Genomic DNA, 19,130 nt, shown 5'->3' on the forward strand with positions numbered 1-19,130 from the left:
CTGATTCTCGGGGAGGTGCGTTTATATCAGAGAAGTCACGATACGGTCGGTATGACTCGCTGGCGGGCCGTGCTAGCCGGATTCGCGTTAGCGGCGTGCAGCGAAGCTCTCGTCTTCGCACTCACCGGGCGCGTGACGCTCGTGGGCGGACTCGCCGGAAGCGCCTTCGCCGGCTATCTCGTCGGCCCCGAACCCGCAGACGGGGCGTGGCACGGCCTCCTTTCGTCTCTCGCGTGGGGGACGCTCCTCATCCCCGGACTCGTCGCCCTCGCGGTGACGGGCGACGGGACGCTTCCGTTCCCGTACGAGTATCTCGCCCCCCTTTTCACCACGTCCGGCGCGGCGACGACGGGAATCTTGCTCTCGGTGACGCTTCCGAACGCCATCGCCGGGGCAGTCGGCGGTGTCGCCTCGGACGCCCGCGACGACGGCGACGGCGGCGCGGCGACGGGAACGACCGGTGGTCGCGCGACGAGAGCGACGGACCGCGGGACGAACGGAGACGACGTCGGGTGGTTGGGTTCGAACGAAGAGACCTGACAGAGAGGCCGAACGGACCGATCGGAGAGGGAGACGAGGCCGTCCGGAGGCGTCGAAAAGTCGCGTACTACGCGTCGTCGCGGGCGACGTCGTACAGCCGAAAGCCGAGTTGAGCCATCGCTCTGTCCGCCCGCAGTCGGGTGAGATGCTCCCGCACGGCCGCCGGGTCGAACTCGGTGACGTTGCCGTCGAGACGACGCACGAGTTCCGAATCGACGTCGACGGACGCCGAGAGGTCGGCGGCGGCCACGCCGTTCTCTAACGCGTCCAACAGGACGGCGTACGTCGTGATGCTCTCAGTGAGTCGTTCGACGTCCTCTCGCCGACCGGGCGGCGACAGTTCCGACTCCAGTTTCTGTTCGGCCGCGACGGCGTCGCAGGGGTCGACGTCGAGTGCCGACGCGGCGGCGTACACCTCGGGAACGTCGGCGTCGAGACGACGGCAGACGGCCCGAACCGCGCCCAACGCCGCAGAGAACGGGCCGTGGCGCTCTACCGCCTCCGCCCCCACGCCGTTCAACAGGGAGCGAGCGAGTTCTCGACCGCTCGAAACCGAGAGTCGGTCCGCGACGGCTTCGACCGGGTCCGCTGTGCGAGAGGGTCTCGACGTGGGTGCGCACATATCGCCAGTCACGGCGTCACAGTATGTATAGGCTCGGACGCGGTTATCGGAAGCGAGAACGCCGCCGGACCGGCATCGGGGGCGGGTCCGTCCGAAAACTATCTGTCGGGTGTCACACATCGGCTACCGCCCTCTCGCGGCGTTTCCAAACCGTTTATACCGACCACACGATAACCCGGAACCATGGCGAAAGAGCAAAAGCAGGTCCGCGAACTGCAGGAAGGAAGTTACGTGATGATGGACGACTCTCCCTGTAAGATAAACGCCTACAGCACCGCAAAGCCCGGTAAGCACGGCAGCGCGAAGGCCCGAATCGAGGGCAAAGGCGTCTTCGACGACCGAAAGCGGTCGCTCTCCCAACCCGTCGACGCGAAGGTGTGGGTCCCGATCATCGAACGAAAGCAGGGACAGGTCGTCTCCGTCACCGACGCCGACGCTCAGATCATGGACCTCGAAACGTACGAGACGTTCACGATGCGCATCCCCGAGGGCGAGGACCTCTCGCCCGAAGACGAGATAGAGTACCTCGACTACGAAGGGCAGCGAAAGATAATATAATCGAGATGTTTCCCGGGGCGACTGCATCGCGTGACGACGCCGCGTACGTCGTCGTCGGCGCCCCGCTGGACATCTCGACTTCGTTTCGGCCCGGGACCCGGTTCGGTCCCGAGAGAGTCCGGCGGTTCGCCCGGACGTTCGACGACTACGACCGGCGAACCGACCTGCGCTTTTCGAACCTTTCCGTCCACGACGAGGGCGACGTCCACCCGTGGGACGACGCCGAGGAGTACGTCGAGTGGGTCGGCGGAACCGTGACCGACGTCGTCTGGGACGGCGCGGTACCGCTCCTCGTCGGCGGCGAACACACAGTCACCGCCGCGGGCGTCGGCGCCGTCGAACCCGACGTGTTCGTCTGTCTCGACGCGCACCTCGACCTCAGACGCGAGTACGACGGCAACGAGTGGAGTCACGCCACCGTCACGCGGCGCGTCCTCGACGAACTCGGCGCGGAGGAGGCGGTCATCGTCGGCGCGCGAACCGGGTCCGAAGCCGAGTGGGCTCGCGCAGACGAGGACGACGTGACCGTCGTCCCGCCCGAAGAGGCGGCGGCGTGGGACCCCGGCGACCGGTTCGACGGTCGATCAGTCTACCTGAGCGTCGATATCGACGCCGCGGACCCCGCCTTCGCGCCCGGCACGGGAACGCCCGAACCGTTCGGGCTGGCGCCCCGCGAGATGCGCGATATCGTCCGGACCGTCGCCCCCCACGCCGACGGCTTCGACGTGGTGGAGGTCAACGACAGAGACGACGGACAGGCGGCGTCGCTCGCGGGGAAACTCCTCCGCGAGTTCGTCTTCTCGCACGCCGCCGCCGACGAATCGGCGGAGCGTTAGTCGCCTTCGTCGCTCTCCGGCGAGAACGACTCGAAACACCGTAGACAGCGGTGTAAGTCGTGCGTCACGTCGTGCCCGCCGAACGTTATCCACGAGTCGTCCGGGCGACTTTTCGTCGTCAACCACTCGCTTCCGCAGTTCGGACAGGGGGGGCCTCGGAACACGGTCGTCGGTCCGCGTCTTCGCTCATAGGTTCTCTGCTTCGTTCCGCGGTACCGGCGGTTTCGGCCGTTCCGGCCGGTCCGACTCCGAGCGCTCTACGCCGACCCGGGTACCGGGCGCAGAACGCCGTACCAGAACCGGTAGAGAATCGAACCGACGAGGCCGCCGGTCCCGAACCCGAATCGGAACTCGTCGCTCGGGAACAGTCGCCGCTTGACGGTCGTCACACAGAGGCCGTACGCGAGTCGTCGATAGCTGTTCGACCGCATCCGCCCCCAGTCGCGGTCGTACGCCCAGAGGTAGGCGAGTTGGTAGAGCGTGCCCGCAAATACCCCGCCTGCCGAGAGCGGAGGCGGATCGTCGTACTCCTCGTGCCGATGGAGGGCGTTTCGGCTGTACGTTTGAACGACGAGTGCGGCGGCCGAGAGGAGACACTCCGCGACCGCCCGCCGGCGAGTCACCATATGTCTCGCTGTGGCTATCAGAGTATATACATTTCTGCGGACGACGGGAGAACGGGCGGCCGGCGAACGAGAAGCGAGGGCCCGTGCGTCGGCCTCAGCGCGTCACTTGCCGGTGACGCGTCGGGCGAGGCGTCGCGCTTTGCCGGTGATGCGCCGCTTGTACTTTCGCGGGAGTCGTCGCCAGATGCGTGCGGCCTTGCTGAACTTGCCCATCGGGAGGCGGTAGTTGTCCGGCCGCACACAAAGGCGTCGCGGCCGTCCGCGAGGCCTCTCGGGCCGAATCGGGAGGATACAAGCGTCGGGAGGCCGACGGGGTTCGCATGGACCTCTCTGACGTCGTCTCTCGTTACGACGAGGAACTGAACACCGAGGAGTTCGCCGACGTGGACGCGAGCGCGAACGGACTGCAGGTCGGCCCCGACGAGGGGTCGGTCGAACGAGTCGCCGTCGCCGTCGACGCCGCGGAAGCGACCATCGAGGCGGCGATAGACGCCGACGCCGACCTCCTCGTCACGCACCACGGCCTGGTCTGGGGCGGACTCGACCGGGTGACGGGCCGGACGTACGACCGAATCGCGCCACTCGTCGAGAACGACGTGGCTCTCTACGTCTCGCATCTCCCGCTCGACGGCCACCAGACGCACGGGAACGCCGCGGGCGTCGCAGACCACCTCGGACTCGAAGACAGAGAGCCGTTCGGGTCGTTGGGACCGGTCGATATCGGCCAGATGGGCCGCGCGCCCGACTCGTACGCGGTCGAGGAACTCCGCGCGGAACTCGACGCCCTCGACAACGACGGCGACCCGACCCGGGTGTTCGACTTCGGCCCCGACGAGGTGAGAGACGTGGCCGTCGTCACGGGGTCGGGCGTCGATTGGCTGGACGAGGCAGTCGACGCCGGTGCGGACGCGTTCGTCACGGGCGAGGGCAAACAGAAGGTGTACCACGAGGCCAGAGAAGCCGGAATCAACGTCTTCCTCGCGGGTCACTACGCGACGGAGACGTTCGGCGTTCGGAACCTCGCGGCTATCGCCGAGACGTGGGGAGTCGAGACGACGTACCTCGACCATCCCACCGGTCTCTGAACCGAGTCGCGCGTTTTCCCGTCCGTCGCCGTATCAGCTTCGATAATCGGAGTCCAACAGTAAAGTAACAGTGTCCAGAACGGACAGGTAATGGCCAGGGGAAACGCGCTACTGGCGCGAATCAGGCGAAGTTACGGGGCGAAACTCGCGCTCGCATTGGTCGCCGTCGTGGCGCTCACCGTCGCGTTCGGTGGGTTCGTCCACGCGCAGACGACAGCGGAGTTGGAAGACGACGTGCGAGCGGAGATGACGAACACCGCAGAGATACGGGCGGCGGAACTCGACACGTGGCTATCGGGCATCGAACGGCAGACGCGACTGCACTCTGAACACCCGGTGTTGCGGTCCGACGACAGAGGCGAGATACGCGACCACCTCTCGTCGGCCGTCGAACGCGGGCAGGTGCCCGACGGCGTGGTCGCCGTCCACTACTACGACACCGCCGAAAAACGGATTCTGACGAGTTCGAGCGACGAACTCGTCGGCGTCAGCCCCGCCGAACAGGGCGCGCCGTTCGCGACCGACCCGCCGTCGTTCGACGGCGCGGACGACGTGTACGTGAGTTCGCCGTTCCGCGTCGACGCGGTGGAGTTCCCCGTCGTCGCAGTCGTCTCGCCCGTCGAGGGCGCGGAGAACCGCGCGCTCGTCTACATGATAAATCTCGACTCGCGAACGACCGCCTTCTCGGGGGCGGCGGCGGCCGAATCGACGCTCGTCGTCGACGGTGACGGACAGTACGTCTCCCATCCCGACAGTTCGATGGTGATGGGCGACGAACGCATCGACGACGCGACGCTCTCGCGGGTCGAAGATGGCACGTCGTTCTCCGACGACGGAGAGACGGTCACCGCGAGTGCGACGATGTCGTCCGCCGACTGGTCCGTGCTCGTCCGCGCCCCGCGCGAGGACGTGTTCGGATTGGGGTCGCAGGTGGCCTCGAACATCCTCGGGCTCATCCTCCTGACCGTGGTCAGCCTCGGTCTCATCGGCGTCACCATCGGCAGCAACACCGTCATCTCGCTGCGTCAGTTGTCGCGGAAGGCCGACGCGATGGCGAACGGCGACCTGTCGGTCGAACTCGAGACGGCCCGGGAGGACGAAATCGGGACGCTCTTCGAGTCGTTCGCCGACATGCGCGACTCGCTCAGAGAGCAGATTCGGAGCACCGAGGCGGCGAACGAGCATCTCGAACGGAAAGCCACCGACTACGAGTCCGTGATGGCCGACGTGGCGGACGGCGACTTGACCCGACGAGTCCAGACGGAAAGCGAGAGCGAGGCGATGCACGACATCGGCGTCGCGTTCAACGAGATGCTCGACGAACTCGCACGCACGGTGGCCGAGGGCAAGCGGTTCGCGGACCACGTCGCCGAGGCGGCGACGCGACTCGAAGACGGCGCCGGCGCGGTCATCGACGAAAATCGCGAGGTCAGCGAGTCCGTCGACGAGATATCGACCGGCGCGGCCAAACAGACCACCTACCTCCACGACGTCTACGACGAGATAGACGGCCTCTCGGCGAGCGCAGAGGAGGTCGCGGCGACGGTCGACTCCGTCGCCGAGACGTCACAGGCGGCCGCGGCGGCGGGCGAAGACGGCCGGGAAGCCGCGAGGGCGGCCGTAGAGGAGATGGACGCCGTCGAGAGCCAGACCGAACAGACCGTAGAGGAGATGGACGCGCTCTCGGACGAGATGCAGGCCATCGGCGACATCACGGAGGTCATCCGCGAAATCGCCGGACAGACGAACCTGCTGGCGCTGAACGCCTCTATCGAGGCCGCTCGGACGGGCGAGGACGGCGACGGCTTCGCCGTCGTCGCGGACGAGGTGAAGAACCTCGCCGAGAAGACAGAACAGTCCGCAGAGGAGATAGAGACCCGACTCGAAGGCGTCCAATCGCGGACCGAAGTCGCGGTCGAGGAGATGCGCGAGACGTCCGGTCGAATGGAGTCGGGCGTCGAGACGGTCGAAGACGCGATAGAAGCGCTCGAACAGATAGTCGACAGAGTCGAGCAAGCCGACGTGAGCATCCGCGAGATACGTTCGGCGACGGCGGAGCAGGCGAAATCGACGGCGTCGGTCGTCGAAGTGGTCGACGAGGTGGCGGGCATCTCCGAGCAGACGACCGCCGAAGCCGACAGCGTGGCGACGGCGGCCGAACGGCAGACGGACACCCTGATGGACGTAAGCGAGGACGCGGACGCGCTCTCTGTCAGGGCCGCTCGACTGCGCTCCGTGCTGGACGACTTCGAAGTCGAAAGCGAAGGGGAACGGCCGCCCGCGTCGAGTCGCGGCGGGAAGATAGCGGGGGACGACTGAGACGACAATGTTCGAAACGTACACACTCTGGCTCTGGATCGGAACCGTGGGGATGACGCTCGGCACGCTCCCGCCGTTGAAGCGCGCGTTCACGGACGCGAGACATCGTTCGTACTACGCCGTCCTCGCGAGCATTCCCGGCATCGCGGCCGTCGCCTACCTCGCGATGGCGCTCGGGTACGGCTTCCAGACGGTCGACGGCGCGGTGTTTTTCGTGCCTCGGTACGTCGATTGGCTCCTCACGACGCCGCTTCTCGTCTTGTATCTCGGGATGCTCTGTCGCCCGTCGAAACGGGTGTACGCCGCGCTCTTGGGGCTCGACGTGGTCGTCATCCTCTCTGGCGTCGCCGCCGTCTTCCTCGGGGGCCTCCTCGGCATCGCCGTGTTCGGCGTCGGCTGCGTCGCCTTCGCGGTACTGGCGTACCTCCTCGTCGTCGGCCTCCAGCGACGGGCAGTCGTCGGCGACGACCGAGTCGAGACGGTGTTCACGAAACTCCGGAACCTCACCGTCGTTCTCTGGAGTCTCTACCCCGTCGTCTGGGTGCTCTCGGGGCCCGGGTTGGGTCTGTTGAACCCCTCGACTGAGATACTCGTCGTGACCTACCTCGACCTCATCACGAAGGTCGGATTCGTCGCCATCGCGGTGAACGGGTCCGACGCGCTGGACCGACTCACGAACGTGCGGGGACGCGCCGACTCGGCCGCCCGACGGCCCGGTTCGACCGCCGACTGACCCCCGCGGCGACGAGACGAGCGCTCTTTTCCCGAGTCGGCATCGTCGCGTTCAAATCCGGCCGCCGCGCAGTCGTAAGCATGAGCGACGACGACCACGAGTACCAGCCGCCGAACCGCGAGGAGTTCGCGGAGAACCCCGTCGGTCACGCCCGCGTCGAAGCGGGGATGACCGTCGGCGAACTCGCCGCGGAGTACGGAAAGGCGGGCATCGGAGCGGCCAGCGTCAACCGCGCCGTCGACACCTACGCGGAGATGCTGGCCCGCGACGACGTGACGAACTTCTTCGGCCTCGCGGGCGCGATGGTGCCGACGGGGATGCGCCAGATCGTCACCGACCTGATTCGCGACGGCCACATCGACGCTCTCGTCACGACGGGCGCGAACCTCACCCACGACGCCATCGAAGCCGTCGGCGGCAAACACCACCACGGCCGGGCGGAACCGCACGACCCCCACCCCTCGAACGCGGACGCCGACCCGACGGGCGAGACGACGCGCGACCACGACGAACATCTCCGAGACGAGGAGGTAGACCGAATCTACAACGTCTACCTCCCGCAGGAGTACTTTGCGCTGTTCGAGGGACACCTCCGCGAGAACGTCTTTCCGAACGTCGAACGGACGGTTTCGATCCAAGAGTTCACCGCGGAACTCGGCCGGGCGAACCTCGAACAGAATCGTGCGGAAGGAGTCGAAGAGGACGCCGGCGTCGCCGCCGCGGCGTACGAAAACGACGTCCCCATCTACTGCCCGGCGATTCAGGACTCGGTGTTGGGGATTCAAGCGTGGATATACTCACAGACCTCGGAGTTCGCGCTGGACGCTCTGGGCGACATGACGCACCTCTCTGACCTCGCGTTCGAAGCCGAGAAGGCGGGCGCGATGGTCGTCGGCGGCGGCGTCCCGAAGAACTACGTCCTCCAGACGATGTTGACCATCCCCGACGCCTACGACTACGCCGTCCAACTCACGATGGACCCCGACCACACGGGCGGTCTGTCGGGCGCGACGTTGGACGAGGCTCGGTCGTGGGGGAAATTAGAGAAGTCCGCGCAGAACGTCACCGTCGTCGGCGACGCGACGGTGACGCTCCCGTTGGTCACCGCCGGGGCGCGCGAACGCGCCGAGGAACTGGAGTTCTAAGCGCCTCCTTCGAGCACGCGCCACCCCTCGTCGGTCCGCACCAGCGTCCCGTTCGAGCGTCGGGACCCGACCTCTCCGACGGTCATGAAGCGGACGCCGTCGTGGGACTTCGCGTGGCGGAGAAGGGCTCGGAGGTCGGCGCGTCGGTCCGGCGTGTCGAAATCGGGGTAGTGAATCATCATCGCGTACGTCCCTCCCTCCGCGTACGACTCGTCGAACTCCGCTTCGAGTTCGGCCCGCGATTTCGTCTCCATCGTCGTCCAGTTGCTCACGTACCCGTTCGTACTGGCGACGTGGACGGCCGACCCGTTTCGGAAGACGCCGGTCTCGCCGTAGTACGATCGCGTGAACCACGACCCCCCGGAGACGACTTCGAGTTCGGAGTCGGCCACCGCGCGCGTCGTGTTCTCGTCGTAGGTGTTCATCGGCGGGACGAACGTCGTCGGGCGAGTCCCCGTGCAGGCCGCCAGTTCCTCGGACCCGGCGGCGACCCACTCGCGTTGGGTCTCGTACGGAATCGAGCCGAACTCGCTGCCGCCGAAGAACTCCGCTCGGTTCTCGTGGCTGTACCCGTGGACCGCGAACTCGAACGTGTCCGGGTGGCGGCGGCCGAGTTCCCGGAGATACGTACAGGTCTCCTCGGACGACGAGATGGCCGCCCCGTCGAGGAAGGGGATGACCGCGTTCGTCACCGGAACGTCCTCCGTCACGAACACCCGGTCGACGGCCTTCATCGTCGAGAACTCGTGGGAGGGTTGGATGTCGTCGTTCCGGAAGACGACGACGAGTCGGTACTCTCGCCACGTGGTGTTCGACGCCTCCGACGGGGCGGGCGTGGCGGTGTGCGCCGTCGCGTCGTCAGATGGAGTGGACGACGTCGATTCCGTTCCGGTGGCGGTCAGTTCGTGCGCCGTCACCCGCGGACCGTCGGCGGACGCCGACGGTTCGGTGGACCCGACCGCCGAATCGAGGACGCCGACGCCGCCGACGCCGACGGCCGCACCGAGAGCGATTGCGAGAGCCACTACCGCGAACCTCCGAAGTCGCCGGAGAGAGGGCATAGTCGTCCGCTACTCTCGACTCGTCGGATATGAGTATATACGGGCTACTGCCACTGTCTCCGAAAGTGTCCTCTTCGGGACCGGCGAAATCGGTCATTACGTTGCCACGGTCCGGACAGAAGTAGCCCACCTGCGGCGCGCCCCTCGGACGAGGGCCACCGACGGCGGTCAGAGCGGTTCGGCGTCGGCGACGTACTCCGCGAACGTGTCCAACGCGCTCGGGTCGTGGGACTCGTCGGCGTGTTCGACGTTCCAGAGGCCGCCCGCCCGTATCTCGGCGTTCGGGCTGTGTCTCCCGAGCCAATCGGTCGAACGGGCGTCGGCGACGGGGCCGCCGTAGTTGCTCGCTAACGCGATGACGTTGCGTTCGATGCGCGCCCGGTCGCTGGTCGAAGAGGGAGCGTCGGACACGCCGACCCAGAGGAACGGTTGGTGCCGGAGGTAACTGCTCACCCACCGTTCCATCGGGTACTCCTCGTCTCGAACCGCCGCGCGCGGTCGGTCGGCGGGGATTCGAGAGGTTCCCCAGTCGGGGTACGCGTCGGCGAGTCCGTGGTGTTCGACGAGTGCTTCGCCGACGCGGAGGCGGTACACCGACCCGCGGTGGTTGCCGCCGTGCGGGTGCGCGGAACTCCCGTCTCCCGTCCCGTAATGCTGTTTCAGTCGGTCCCAGAGGGTCGTCTTGCTCCCCTCGGTCACGGCGTGGGTCCCGACGCGCGTCAGTCGTCTCTGTCCCGACGACGCTCTCGTCTCGCCCGGCGCGAAGAAGAAGTAGACGCCTCGGTCCGGCCAGTCCATGCGGCCGTGGCAGTCCGCCAGTCGCCGAGGGCCGCCGACGCGCGCCGCCAACTCGTCGAACAGGTCGTAGAGACGGTCCAAATCGGCCGCCCGTGTCGTCTCGGTCACCGTACCCGGTGATGCTCCGTCCCCCTATTTAGTGGTTCGTCCGACGCGCCGCATCCCGTCGCTCGGTTTCCGACAGATATAGCTCTCCCGGCGACCAACTACCGACCGACGATGGGCATACTCCGCGACCGTCTGTTCGGCCTCTCCGTGGTCGTCTTCCTCCTCTCGGCGACGCTCTCCGTCGTCGTCCTCGGCTACGGCGCGTTAGTCCTCGCCTCGGCGTTCGTCACCGACGCGTCAGTGGTCGGCGCGCTCTTCGAACTGGCCGTCCCGTGGGTCGCTCTCGCGGCCGTCTCCCTCCTCGGAACCGTCTTCGGAAGCGTCGGTGCGGTGTACGCCCTCGCCCGTCGCGTGTCCGTCCCTCGCGGCGGCCGACTCCACCGCCTCGCCGCGTACGCCGAGCGAGCGTGTCCGCCGCTTCGAACCCTCGGTCTCTCCGAGGCGCTCTCGGAACCCGAACCGTCGCCCGAGGAGAAGGCGCAGGACGCCTTGGAAGACCTGAAGCGGCGATACGTCGCCGGAGAGATGGACGAACGGGAGTTCGAACGGAGAGTGGACAGACTGGTGGCGAACGACTCGGTGGACGGCGCGCGGGCCGAACGGAAACGTCGCGAGGTGCTCCGAGACGAGAGTCGGGGCCGGTAGCGCCGTCGAAGCGAAGGGAACCGGCAGAACGGCGGCCCTGAGGCATCTTTTTGCACCGCCTGCCCGTCGTAGCGCCTATGGAGTACACCACGTTCGGACAGACGGGCACGACGGTGAGCGAAATCTGTCTCGGCGGCATGAGTTTCGGAACGGGCTGGGACGAGTGGACGCTCGACAGAGCGGAGAGCCGCGAACTCATCGAACGCGCAATCGAACTCGGAATCAACTTCTTCGATACGGCGAACGTCTACTCGTACGGCGAAAGCGAGGAGATTCTCGGCGAGGTGCTTTCCGAGTACGACCGAGACGAGTTCGTCGTCGCGACGAAGGTGTACGGCCAGATGGACGAGAACGACCCGAACTCGGGGGGTCTCTCGCGGAAGACCATCGAACAGGAACTTGACGCCTCGCTCGACAGACTGGGCATGGAGACGGTCGACCTCTATCAGATTCACCGCTGGGACTACGACACGCCCATCGAGACGACGCTTCGCGCGTTGGACGACGCCGTCCGCCGCGGGAAAGTCCGACACCTCGGCGCGTCGTCGATGTGGGCCCACCAGTTCGCCGACGCCCTTCACACCGCAGACAGCCTCGGACTCGAACGGTTCGCTTCGATGCAGAACCTCTACAACCTCGCGTACCGCGAGGAGGAACGCGAGATGCTTCCGCTCTGTGAGAAAGAGGGCGTCGCGGTGATGCCGTGGAGTCCGCTCGCGGCGGGCTTTCTCACGCGCCCGCACGAGGAGTTCGATGCGACGACGCGCGGCGAACACGAGGCGTCTCTCGAACGGGGGTACACGCGGGGCGGCGGCCCGGAGATAAACGAACGCGTACAGGAACTCGCCGCGGAGAAGGGCGTCAAGATGGCGCAAATCGCGCTCGCGTGGCAGTTCCACAAAGAGCACGTGACGACGCCCATCGTCGGCACGTCGAGCGTCGAACACCTCGAAGACGCCGTGGAGGCGTTGGACATCGACCTCTCGGAATCCGACATCGAGTATCTCGAAGACCCGTACGAGCCCGTTCCGGTCGCCGGACACGACTGAGAGGGTCCGTCCCGGACGACGGACGGGACGAACGCCGCCGGACCGTCGTTTTTGTTCTATCAGTAACGTTCATTATAGTCGGGCGTCTCCGTCGAGACGTGATGTCGGTCGTACGCGTACGCCGTTGACTCGTTTTCGACCCGCACAGGCGTACGACCACTCCCGACGCATCCCGACACGTGAGCACACACATCCGCACACCCGCAGAGACCGAATCGAGAACCGAGACACGACCGACCGGCCAGAGAGACGCGAGCGGCGAGCGTGAGATTCCGAACGCCGCGGACGCCGACGATGTCGCAGACGACGTTCGCTCGCGAATGGACCGCTGTCAGCGTCAGTTCTCTTCGACCGACACGCGCCGCCTCCGGAACCTCGCCGACGAGGCGAACGAGTCGATGCCGAACCCCGAGTGACCGGTCCCACGGAGCGACAGTCGCCGCGACCGAAACCGTAAGTTGTCCGGGGGTCGGTGTGTGCGTATGCGACTGGCACGCGTCCGGACGCCGGACGGCATCCGAACCGGCGAGTACGACGACGGAACGGTCACGTCCGACGGGGACACGTACGACGTAGACGACGGGGACGCGACGCTTCTGGCGCCCTGCGAACCGTCGGCGTGTTACTGCGTCGGCCGGAACTTCGCGGCGACGTTGGACCAGATGGACTACGACCGACCGGACGAACCGGACTGGTTCATCAAACCGCCCGTCTCGGTCCGCGACCCAGAGACGCCCGTGGCGTACCCCTCGTGGACCGAGGAACTCACCTACGCCGGTGAGTTGGCGGCGGTCATCGACCGCGAGTGCCACGATATCGGTGAAAGCGAGGTCGACGACGTGGTTCGCGGCTACACCGTTCTGAACGACTTGGACGCCCTCGACCAACCGGGCCGAACCGCGCGGAAGGCGTTCGACGACTCGGCACCGTTGGGTCCGTGGATAGAGACGGACGTGGACCCCTCGGACATCGAGATGACGACGCACGTCGGCGGCGAACTCCGCCAAGAGGCGACGACGAAACAGATGCTGTTTTCGCCCGCCGAAGTGGTGTCGTTCCTCTCGGAGCGCTACACGTTCCGTCCCGGCGACGTCGTCTCGTTCGGCAGTCCGGCGAACCCCGGACTCGTCGAACCGGGCGACGACGTCGAAATCTGGTACGAGGGCGTCGGAACGCTTCGGAACACGATAGTCGAGGCGTAGCCCGTCGGTTCGGGTCGCCGGCGGGAGAGCGGAACCGAGTCACACCGGACCGGCGAGACAGAACGGTAACGGACTTGCCCTCCCGGGGAGTACCACCGCGTGGCCGATGACGACGGCACCGCTCCGAGCGGGGTGGCACCCGCGGTGACGAGCCCTATGAGTGCCGAGGCCGACTTCTCACCGACGCTCAGCCCCGTCGATGTCCGTGACGTGCTTTCAGCCGCTGATTCGCCTCGTCGTCTCTCACGTTCTTCCAGTACGTTCGGGAGACGAGTGCGGCCTCACGTTCGTTCGAGTCGACCCAGTACACCGACTCTCCGGTCAACGCCGTGAGAACCGACCGCCAGCAGGACTTAATGGGGACGGCCCGACCATCGAGTGATGACAGTCACGTTCACCGACGACGACGAAGGCAAAGAGGTCGTCGACGCCAGCGGAAACACGCTCGGACTCGTCACGGAGATAGACGGCGAGACGGCGTACGTCGACCCCGACCCGAGTCTCACGGACACCATCAAGGCCGATATCGGCTGGTCTGACTCCGACTCGGACGCGTACACCGTCGACGCGAGCGCAGTCGAGACGAAGGCGTCGGAGAAACTGCACCTGCGCGGCAACCTGTAGCGACCGACGGACGAAGGGAGACCACCGACCGAAGCGCCGATTACTCCGAAGATGGCCGGTGGTTCGGCGACGGCACCGCTCCGATGGAGGCCCCGCGGTGACGAACTACGACTACCGAGACCGACTTTTTGTCGCGGCGCAATCGTAGCCGGACCGAGAATTCGAGGTCGGATCCGAGCCGTCAGTCGTCGGCTACCACCGGCGACTCTGCGGGGTCCGAGTCCGCCGCCCCGTCGTACCGCCCGCTGAAGAGCGTCGTCGCGAACAGGAGGAGCGGCGAGAGGAACCCGAAGAAGTAGTACGGGGCGTACGCGAACGTTCCCACGCCGAAGACGGCGGACATGTAGACTGCGCCGGCGTGCCACGGGAACAGCGCCCCCGTCGGAGTGCCCGCGGATTCGATAGCTCGCGAGAGGTCGTCACCCTCCAGTCCGTACTCGTCGTAGAGGTTCCGGAGGGTGAGCCCCGGGACGACGATGCTCATGTACTGCTGGGCGGAGAACGCATTGACGAGGATGGCCGAGACGCCGGTCCCGGCGACCAGGCTGCGCGGGCCGCGGACGGCCGACGCGAGCGAGTGAGCGAGCACGGCGAGGGCACCGGTTCGTTCGAGGAGTCCGCCGAGTGCGAGCGCCGCGACGACGACCGAGATGGTCCAGGCCGACCCGGAGAGGCCGCCGCTGGCCAGCAGGTCGTTCACGAGCGACATCCCCGTCTCGGGAGCCGTCCCTTCGAGGAAAACCCCCCAAGAGGCGGTGAACGAACGGCCCTGGACGAGAATCGTGGTGAAGGTTCCGGCGAAGACGCCCGCGACAAGCGTCGGGAGCGCGGAGACGCCGTAGAGCGCCAGGCCGAAGGTGACGACGAGCGGTACGAAGACGAGCACGGAGAGGTCGTACGTCCCGGCGAGAGCGCTCTGGATTTCGGCGACGCGCCCGGCGGGAATCGCCTCTCCCGCACGCAGGCCCAAGAGGGCGTAGAGTACGACCGAGAGGCCGAAAGCCAGAATCGTTCCGTTGCGCATCGCGCGGATGTGGTCGTACAGGTCGGTGTTGGTCACCGCCGCCGCGAGGTTCGTCGTGTCCGAGAGGGGTGACTGTTTGTCGCCCGCGTACGCGCCCGAGAGAATGGCCCCCGCGGTCATCGGGGCGGGCACGCCGAGGCCCGAGCCGATGCCGATGAACGCGACGCCGAGCGTCCCCGCCGTCGTCCACGAGGACCCGATGGAGAAGGCGACGGCCATCGCGAGCAGCGCCGTCGCCGGGAGGAATACCTCCGGCGTCAACACCGAGAGCCCGTAGTACATGAGTCCGGGAATCGTTCCGGCGCTGATCCACGTCGCGATGAGCGCGTAGATGACGAACAGGATGAGGATGGCCTGTAAGCCCATCAACAGGCTGTCGGCCACTCCCTCGTAGAGGTCGTCCCACGAGTAGCCGAGCCAGTACTTACCCACCGCGCCGGTCAGCACGATACTCCAGAGGAGCGGCCCGTGAGGGGCCAGTTTCAGATAGCCGGAGCCGACGCCGAGAAACAGGACGACCCCGAGAACGGGGACCAACGCCTGCACGAGACTCGGCCGCCGTTCCGCCGGGATGTCCTCGTACGTCAGTGGTTCGAAATTTGGAGACGGCACGTGTACCGCGAAGTAATAACTGAAAGGTATTAAACAGCCGGATTTTATTCTTCGGGAGCATCAATACTGGTACCACACCGCACGCTCTACGAGGGAGCCGAGAGTGCTGGTGCCTCGTCGAGAGAGTCTGAGTGGAACCGAGGAGGAGACGGACGGCTGAGAGACGTCTCCGCACTCTTAGGCGGAGCCGATCGGCCCGGAACGCGACGGTTCTACTCGTCGTCGGACTTACCGGGCCACGTCACGGAGCCGAGAAACGGGACGCCGGTCTCTTCTGCCGCCTGCGATATCATGTGCGCGCCGGTCGGTACCGTCAAGAAGAGAAAGACGATGCCGATGAGCGACGAGAGCCCGGCACCCCCGGGGCCGAAGTACGCGAACCCGGCCAGAAAGATCGAAACCGTCCCGATGGTCGCCGGTTTGCTCGTCGCGTGCATCCGGTTGTAGACGTTCGGTAGCCGCAACAGACCGATCGTCCCGACCGTGAGGAAGAACGACCCGACGACGACCAGACCCGCGACTATCACGGTCCGTACCGCTTCCAGTTCGACCATCAGGGGTCGCCTCCGGTATCCCGCCGACTCGTCGGAACGGTCCGTCGCGTTCGGTGTTCGTGGTACATGCAGTGGTCACTCCTGTGTAACGATGATGTCGCCTTCGGTGACGAACTTGGCAACCGCGACCGTAGAGAGGAACGCGATTATCGCGAGGACGAGGCTGACGGTCACGAACAGACCCCGGCCGGTCTTGATGGCGAACAGGACGGCGATGGCGACGACGTTCGTCGCGATGGCGTCGAGTGCGACCACGCGGTCGGGGATCGTCGGCCCGCGGACCACGCGGTAGCCGCACAGCAGGTTCAACACCACCACGAGGACGATTGCGGCGTCTACGACCGCCACTATCGTCCCGCCCTCAGCGACCATCGTCGTCACCTCCCGTCTCTTCCTCGGCCGCCTCGGCCGACGGTTCGGCCCCCGTCTCTGACTCGCTCTCGGAGTCGGGAAGCGCCTGTTCGAGGACGGGGTGCGTCTGGTCCGGCGGGTAGACGGCGAAATCCGGCGCGGGGTCGCCCGGCGACAGTTCCTCGTCGAAGATGGCGAGCGCGTAGTCCTCCCAGTCGCGAATCGGGTCGACTATCTCTTCGGGCTCTCTCCCGTCGATGACGTGGACGTACAGGGCGTTCTCCGTCGGGTCGTAGTCGAGCGTGAGCGATCCGGGCGTCATCGTGATGCTGTTTGCGATGGTGGTCACGCCGAGGTCCGTCCGCACCCGCAGGGGGATGAGTATTATCTCGGGTTCGATCGGCGGTTCCGAGAGCGCGAGCACGCGGTACGTGACGTCGAGACTGGAGATGATGGCCTCCCTGATGAACGTTAGCATGTACAGAACCGCGTACGGGAGGCCGCGGAACGACCGCCGGAGGGTGAGCGTATCCTCGTACAGGCGACGGAAGAGGTAGGCCATGGGGAATCCGACCGCGAGGCCGACCAGTAGCGACCCGACGACCGGTTCGGGTTCGAGCGGTGGTCCGTCGACGAACACCCAGATGATCCCGAACAGGACGCCGGCGACCGGCCAACTCCGCGTCATGCGCTCTCACCTCCGTGTAACCCCACTACGTCGACGTAGGCATCGCTATCGACGGCGGCGTTCGCTGCCGTCTCGGCGAATCGGTAGACCGGGTCGAACCCGACGCCGACGAGGACGACGGCCGCCGCGAGTGCGACGATGACCGCTATCTGTCCGGGCTTGACGGTCGCTGTTTCGACCGCCCGCGTCTCGGACCCCCAAAAGCCCCCGGCCCACACTCGCGTCGTGTACAGAATCGTGAGCACGGCGCCGAGGAGCAACGCGACGAGCGAAACCGCCGACAGCGTCCGGGAACCGGACGCGAGTCCCCGAACCGCCGCGTCGAACGTGAGGAACTTCCCGAAAAAGCCGGTCAGCGGCGGGAGACCCACGAGCGAGAGGAGGCCGACGAAGACGGCCCCCGAGAGCACCGGCGAGCGACCGGCGACGCCGCCGAGTTTTCGCAGGTCGTCCGTTCCGGTCGCATCCTGGACGGCGGCCGCAGAGAGAAAGAGAAGCCCCTTCGCGAGCGCGTGGTGGAGCGCGAACACCAGCGCGGCCGCGATGGCGACTCCGCGGAGCGTCCCCCCGGGGTCGGCGGCCGCGGCGACGGCGACGGCGATGGCGATGAATCCGACCTGTCCGACGCTCGAATACGCGAACACGCCCTGCAGTCGGTTCTGACCGACGGCCCCGAACCCGCCGACGACGATGCTCGCCGCTCCCATCGCCGCCAACACCGGCGCGAGGAAAGCGAGAGGTGACGACCCGGCGATACCGAGTACGTCTACGGAGACGGGCGTGACCGCAAAGACCGTAAAGTAGAGGCGGACGACGGCGTACATACCGACCTTCTTCGTGACGCCCGCGAACATCGCGGTGATCGGCGGCGGGGCGGCGGTGTAGGCGGCGGGCACCCAAAACTGGAAGGGGACGAGACCGGCCTTCAGCGCGAACACCGCCAAGAGCAGAGCCGACAGGCCGACGACGGCCGCGGGGTCGATGCCGTACGCCGCGGGAGTGGCTAACCGCCGGGCCATGTCGGCCATGTTGAGCGTGCCCGTCGTGGCGTACAAGCCGCCGATGGCCACGAGCATGAGTGCGCTCCCGAAGACGTTCATCACGAGATAGCGGAACGACGCCGCGGTGGCGAGACTGGTGCCGTAGAAGGCGACGAACACGTAACTGACGATGAGCATCACCTCGAACCAGACGAACAGGTTGAACAGGTCGCCGGTGAGGAACGCGCCGGTCACGCCCACCAAGAGCAGGTGGAAAAGCGGGTGGTAGTACACCCGCTGGTTCTCGGGCGTCACGTACCGAACCGAGAACAGCATCGACGCGAGTCCGATGCCCGCGGCGATAGTCAGCATGAACGCCGACAGCCCGTCGAGGACGAGGGTGATTCCGAAGGGGGCGGACCAATCGCCCACCTGATAGGCCGCCGCGCCGGGAGCGGTCGGCGCGAGAACGACCGCCCAGACGGCACCGAACACGGTCGCGGCGTAGCCGACGGCACCGGCGACGCTCGTCGCGCGCTGTACTCGCGGTCGTCGGCCGAGCGCGAGTGTGAGCACGGCGGTTCCGAGCACGATTAGCAACGGCGCGATGACGAGCAGGCTCATCGTATCCACTCTGTGACATCCATGGTTTCGTTCTCCTCGTACGCGCGGTACGACAGGACGAGCGCCAACGCGGTCGTCCCGAAGCTGATGACGATCGCGGTCAAGACGAGCGCCTGCACGACGGGGTCCGCCACCTCCGGAACCCCGCCGCCGTGGGTTTCGAGGACGGGCACGAGGTCGAAAGAGCCCTCTTTGACGCCGCCCATCGCGATGAGGTAGACGAACGTGGCCTGAGAGACGGCGGCGACTCCCAAGACGACCCGCACCAGGTCCCGGCGCAACAGCAGGAAGGTTCCGACGGCGAACAACCCGCCGACCGTAGCCGCGAGTACGGCGCTCATCGGCT

Annotated in this window: 24 protein-coding genes; 12 read left to right on the top strand and 12 right to left on the bottom strand. The window is 66.5% G+C overall.

Annotated features, from left to right (window positions below; all coding sequences use genetic code 11):
- The first annotated feature begins 51 nt into the window (after positions 1–51).
- A complete protein-coding gene (locus tag BM167_RS18505; protein WP_177213335.1) occupies positions 52–540 on the top strand; it encodes a DUF5518 domain-containing protein in 489 nt (162 codons plus the stop codon).
- A gap of 67 nt (positions 541–607) precedes the next feature.
- Here the strand turns inward: BM167_RS18505 and BM167_RS11060 are convergent, their stop codons facing one another.
- Complete coding sequence (locus BM167_RS11060) at positions 608–1,162, bottom strand: hypothetical protein (RefSeq protein ID WP_092892420.1); 555 nt, start codon at positions 1,160–1,162, stop codon at positions 608–610.
- Between the two features lie 183 nt (positions 1,163–1,345).
- On the opposite strand from BM167_RS11060, the gene BM167_RS11065 reads away from it, so the two are divergent.
- On the top strand, positions 1,346–1,720 hold the full coding sequence (locus tag BM167_RS11065) for a translation initiation factor IF-5A (RefSeq protein WP_092892422.1): 375 nt from the start codon (positions 1,346–1,348) through the stop codon (positions 1,718–1,720).
- A gap of 5 nt (positions 1,721–1,725) precedes the next feature.
- Positions 1,726–2,556 (top strand): agmatinase, encoded by an 831-nt coding sequence (speB, locus tag BM167_RS11070; protein WP_092892424.1) that lies wholly within the window; start codon positions 1,726–1,728, stop codon positions 2,554–2,556.
- On the opposite strand, the gene BM167_RS18510 is transcribed toward speB, so the two are convergent.
- From BM167_RS18510 to BM167_RS18515, 3 genes are all read right to left on the bottom strand, one after another.
- Positions 2,553–2,720 (bottom strand): hypothetical protein, encoded by a 168-nt coding sequence (locus BM167_RS18510; RefSeq protein WP_177213336.1) that lies wholly within the window; start codon positions 2,718–2,720, stop codon positions 2,553–2,555. The two genes, speB and BM167_RS18510, sit on opposite strands and share 4 nt — an antisense overlap.
- 93 nt (positions 2,721–2,813) lie before the next feature.
- Positions 2,814–3,182, bottom strand: a complete 369-nt coding sequence (locus tag BM167_RS11075; protein WP_092892426.1) for a DUF8097 family protein — start codon at positions 3,180–3,182, stop codon at positions 2,814–2,816.
- A gap of 102 nt (positions 3,183–3,284) precedes the next feature.
- Positions 3,285–3,422 (bottom strand): hypothetical protein, encoded by a 138-nt coding sequence (locus BM167_RS18515; RefSeq protein ID WP_177213337.1) that lies wholly within the window; start codon positions 3,420–3,422, stop codon positions 3,285–3,287.
- 80 nt (positions 3,423–3,502) lie between these two features.
- Between BM167_RS18515 and BM167_RS11080 the strand changes: the two genes are divergently transcribed.
- From BM167_RS11080 to BM167_RS11095, 4 genes are all read left to right on the top strand, one after another.
- Positions 3,503–4,267, top strand: coding sequence for a Nif3-like dinuclear metal center hexameric protein (locus BM167_RS11080; protein ID WP_092892428.1), 765 nt, complete (start codon positions 3,503–3,505; stop codon positions 4,265–4,267).
- Between the two features lie 90 nt (positions 4,268–4,357).
- On the top strand, positions 4,358–6,586 hold the full coding sequence (locus BM167_RS11085) for a methyl-accepting chemotaxis protein (protein WP_092892430.1): 2,229 nt from the start codon (positions 4,358–4,360) through the stop codon (positions 6,584–6,586).
- A gap of 7 nt (positions 6,587–6,593) precedes the next feature.
- Positions 6,594–7,319, top strand: coding sequence for a bacteriorhodopsin (locus BM167_RS11090; protein ID WP_092892432.1), 726 nt, complete (start codon positions 6,594–6,596; stop codon positions 7,317–7,319).
- Positions 7,320–7,399: 80 nt separating this feature from the next.
- Complete coding sequence (locus BM167_RS11095) at positions 7,400–8,464, top strand: deoxyhypusine synthase (RefSeq protein WP_092892434.1); 1,065 nt, start codon at positions 7,400–7,402, stop codon at positions 8,462–8,464.
- Here the strand turns inward: BM167_RS11095 and BM167_RS11100 are convergent.
- Positions 8,461–9,489: a DUF2334 domain-containing protein gene (locus BM167_RS11100; protein WP_245781344.1), complete on the bottom strand. Its 1,029-nt coding sequence runs from the start codon at positions 9,487–9,489 to the stop codon at positions 8,461–8,463. The two genes, BM167_RS11095 and BM167_RS11100, sit on opposite strands and share 4 nt — an antisense overlap.
- 204 nt (positions 9,490–9,693) lie before the next feature.
- A complete protein-coding gene (locus BM167_RS11105; protein ID WP_092892438.1) occupies positions 9,694–10,431 on the bottom strand; it encodes a GIY-YIG domain-containing protein in 738 nt (245 codons plus the stop codon).
- A gap of 111 nt (positions 10,432–10,542) precedes the next feature.
- On the opposite strand from BM167_RS11105, the gene BM167_RS11110 reads away from it, so the two are divergent.
- The 5 genes from BM167_RS11110 to BM167_RS11130 all read left to right on the top strand — a co-directional run bounded on the left by BM167_RS11110 (position 10,543) and on the right by BM167_RS11130 (position 13,951).
- A complete protein-coding gene (locus BM167_RS11110; RefSeq protein WP_092892440.1) occupies positions 10,543–11,076 on the top strand; it encodes an SHOCT domain-containing protein in 534 nt (177 codons plus the stop codon).
- Between the two features lie 77 nt (positions 11,077–11,153).
- Positions 11,154–12,125: an aldo/keto reductase gene (locus tag BM167_RS11115; protein WP_092892442.1), complete on the top strand. Its 972-nt coding sequence runs from the start codon at positions 11,154–11,156 to the stop codon at positions 12,123–12,125.
- A 179-nt stretch (positions 12,126–12,304) separates the two neighbouring features.
- Complete coding sequence (locus BM167_RS11120) at positions 12,305–12,541, top strand: hypothetical protein (protein WP_092892444.1); 237 nt, start codon at positions 12,305–12,307, stop codon at positions 12,539–12,541.
- Positions 12,542–12,607: 66 nt separating this feature from the next.
- Positions 12,608–13,327 (top strand): fumarylacetoacetate hydrolase family protein, encoded by a 720-nt coding sequence (locus BM167_RS11125; protein ID WP_092892446.1) that lies wholly within the window; start codon positions 12,608–12,610, stop codon positions 13,325–13,327.
- A gap of 381 nt (positions 13,328–13,708) precedes the next feature.
- The gene (locus BM167_RS11130; protein ID WP_092892448.1) at positions 13,709–13,951 is read left to right on the top strand and encodes a hypothetical protein; all 243 of its coding nucleotides are present in this window, start codon (positions 13,709–13,711) and stop codon (positions 13,949–13,951) included.
- A 181-nt stretch (positions 13,952–14,132) separates the two neighbouring features.
- Here the strand turns inward: BM167_RS11130 and arcD are convergent, their stop codons facing one another.
- From arcD to BM167_RS11160, 6 genes are all read right to left on the bottom strand, one after another.
- Positions 14,133–15,587, bottom strand: a complete 1,455-nt coding sequence (gene arcD, locus BM167_RS11135; RefSeq protein WP_092892450.1) for an arginine/ornithine antiporter ArcD — start codon at positions 15,585–15,587, stop codon at positions 14,133–14,135.
- 212 nt (positions 15,588–15,799) lie between these two features.
- Positions 15,800–16,141, bottom strand: a complete 342-nt coding sequence (gene mnhG / locus BM167_RS11140) for a monovalent cation/H(+) antiporter subunit G (RefSeq protein WP_092892452.1) — start codon at positions 16,139–16,141, stop codon at positions 15,800–15,802.
- A 75-nt stretch (positions 16,142–16,216) separates the two neighbouring features.
- Entirely contained in the window at positions 16,217–16,513 is a 297-nt protein-coding gene (locus BM167_RS11145) for an MrpF/PhaF family protein (protein ID WP_092893078.1), read from the bottom strand.
- The gene (locus tag BM167_RS11150) at positions 16,503–17,180 is read right to left on the bottom strand and encodes a Na+/H+ antiporter subunit E (RefSeq protein WP_092892454.1); all 678 of its coding nucleotides are present in this window, start codon (positions 17,178–17,180) and stop codon (positions 16,503–16,505) included. The genes BM167_RS11145 and BM167_RS11150 overlap by 11 nt, the downstream gene beginning before the upstream one ends.
- On the bottom strand, positions 17,177–18,784 hold the full coding sequence (locus tag BM167_RS11155; RefSeq protein ID WP_092892456.1) for a complex I subunit 5 family protein: 1,608 nt from the start codon (positions 18,782–18,784) through the stop codon (positions 17,177–17,179). The genes BM167_RS11150 and BM167_RS11155 overlap by 4 nt, the downstream gene beginning before the upstream one ends.
- On the bottom strand, positions 18,781–19,125 hold the full coding sequence (locus BM167_RS11160) for a sodium:proton antiporter (protein WP_092892458.1): 345 nt from the start codon (positions 19,123–19,125) through the stop codon (positions 18,781–18,783). Before BM167_RS11160 ends, BM167_RS11155 begins: the two co-directional genes overlap by 4 nt.
- Positions 19,126–19,130: the final 5 nt, after the last annotated feature.

This window comes from Halopelagius inordinatus (genome assembly GCF_900113245.1).
GTDB lineage: Archaea > Halobacteriota > Halobacteria > Halobacteriales > Haloferacaceae > Halopelagius > Halopelagius inordinatus.

Excerpts from the sequence above, each read along its gene's own strand:
- BM167_RS11065 (WP_092892422.1), top strand. The coding sequence starts at position 1,346 with ATGGCGAAAGAGCAAAAGCAGGTCCGCGAACTGCAGGAAGGAAGTTAC.
- BM167_RS11060 (WP_092892420.1), bottom strand. The coding sequence starts at position 1,162 with ATGTGCGCACCCACGTCGAGACCCTCTCGCACAGCGGACCCGGTCGAA.
- BM167_RS11080 (WP_092892428.1), top strand. The coding sequence starts at position 3,503 with ATGGACCTCTCTGACGTCGTCTCTCGTTACGACGAGGAACTGAACACC.
- BM167_RS18505 (WP_177213335.1), top strand. The coding sequence starts at position 52 with ATGACTCGCTGGCGGGCCGTGCTAGCCGGATTCGCGTTAGCGGCGTGC.
- BM167_RS11160 (WP_092892458.1), bottom strand. The coding sequence starts at position 19,125 with ATGAGCGCCGTACTCGCGGCTACGGTCGGCGGGTTGTTCGCCGTCGGA.
- BM167_RS11155 (WP_092892456.1), bottom strand. The coding sequence starts at position 18,784 with ATGAGCCTGCTCGTCATCGCGCCGTTGCTAATCGTGCTCGGAACCGCC.
- speB (WP_092892424.1), top strand. The coding sequence starts at position 1,726 with ATGTTTCCCGGGGCGACTGCATCGCGTGACGACGCCGCGTACGTCGTC.
- BM167_RS11130 (WP_092892448.1), top strand. The coding sequence starts at position 13,709 with ATGACAGTCACGTTCACCGACGACGACGAAGGCAAAGAGGTCGTCGAC.
- BM167_RS11095 (WP_092892434.1), top strand. The coding sequence starts at position 7,400 with ATGAGCGACGACGACCACGAGTACCAGCCGCCGAACCGCGAGGAGTTC.
- BM167_RS11115 (WP_092892442.1), top strand. The coding sequence starts at position 11,154 with ATGGAGTACACCACGTTCGGACAGACGGGCACGACGGTGAGCGAAATC.
- BM167_RS11075 (WP_092892426.1), bottom strand. The coding sequence starts at position 3,182 with ATGGTGACTCGCCGGCGGGCGGTCGCGGAGTGTCTCCTCTCGGCCGCC.
- BM167_RS11110 (WP_092892440.1), top strand. The coding sequence starts at position 10,543 with ATGGGCATACTCCGCGACCGTCTGTTCGGCCTCTCCGTGGTCGTCTTC.
- mnhG (WP_092892452.1), bottom strand. The coding sequence starts at position 16,141 with ATGGTCGAACTGGAAGCGGTACGGACCGTGATAGTCGCGGGTCTGGTC.
- BM167_RS11150 (WP_092892454.1), bottom strand. The coding sequence starts at position 17,180 with ATGACGCGGAGTTGGCCGGTCGCCGGCGTCCTGTTCGGGATCATCTGG.
- BM167_RS11145 (WP_092893078.1), bottom strand. The coding sequence starts at position 16,513 with ATGGTCGCTGAGGGCGGGACGATAGTGGCGGTCGTAGACGCCGCAATC.
- BM167_RS11090 (WP_092892432.1), top strand. The coding sequence starts at position 6,594 with ATGTTCGAAACGTACACACTCTGGCTCTGGATCGGAACCGTGGGGATG.
- BM167_RS11085 (WP_092892430.1), top strand. The coding sequence starts at position 4,358 with ATGGCCAGGGGAAACGCGCTACTGGCGCGAATCAGGCGAAGTTACGGG.
- BM167_RS11125 (WP_092892446.1), top strand. The coding sequence starts at position 12,608 with ATGCGACTGGCACGCGTCCGGACGCCGGACGGCATCCGAACCGGCGAG.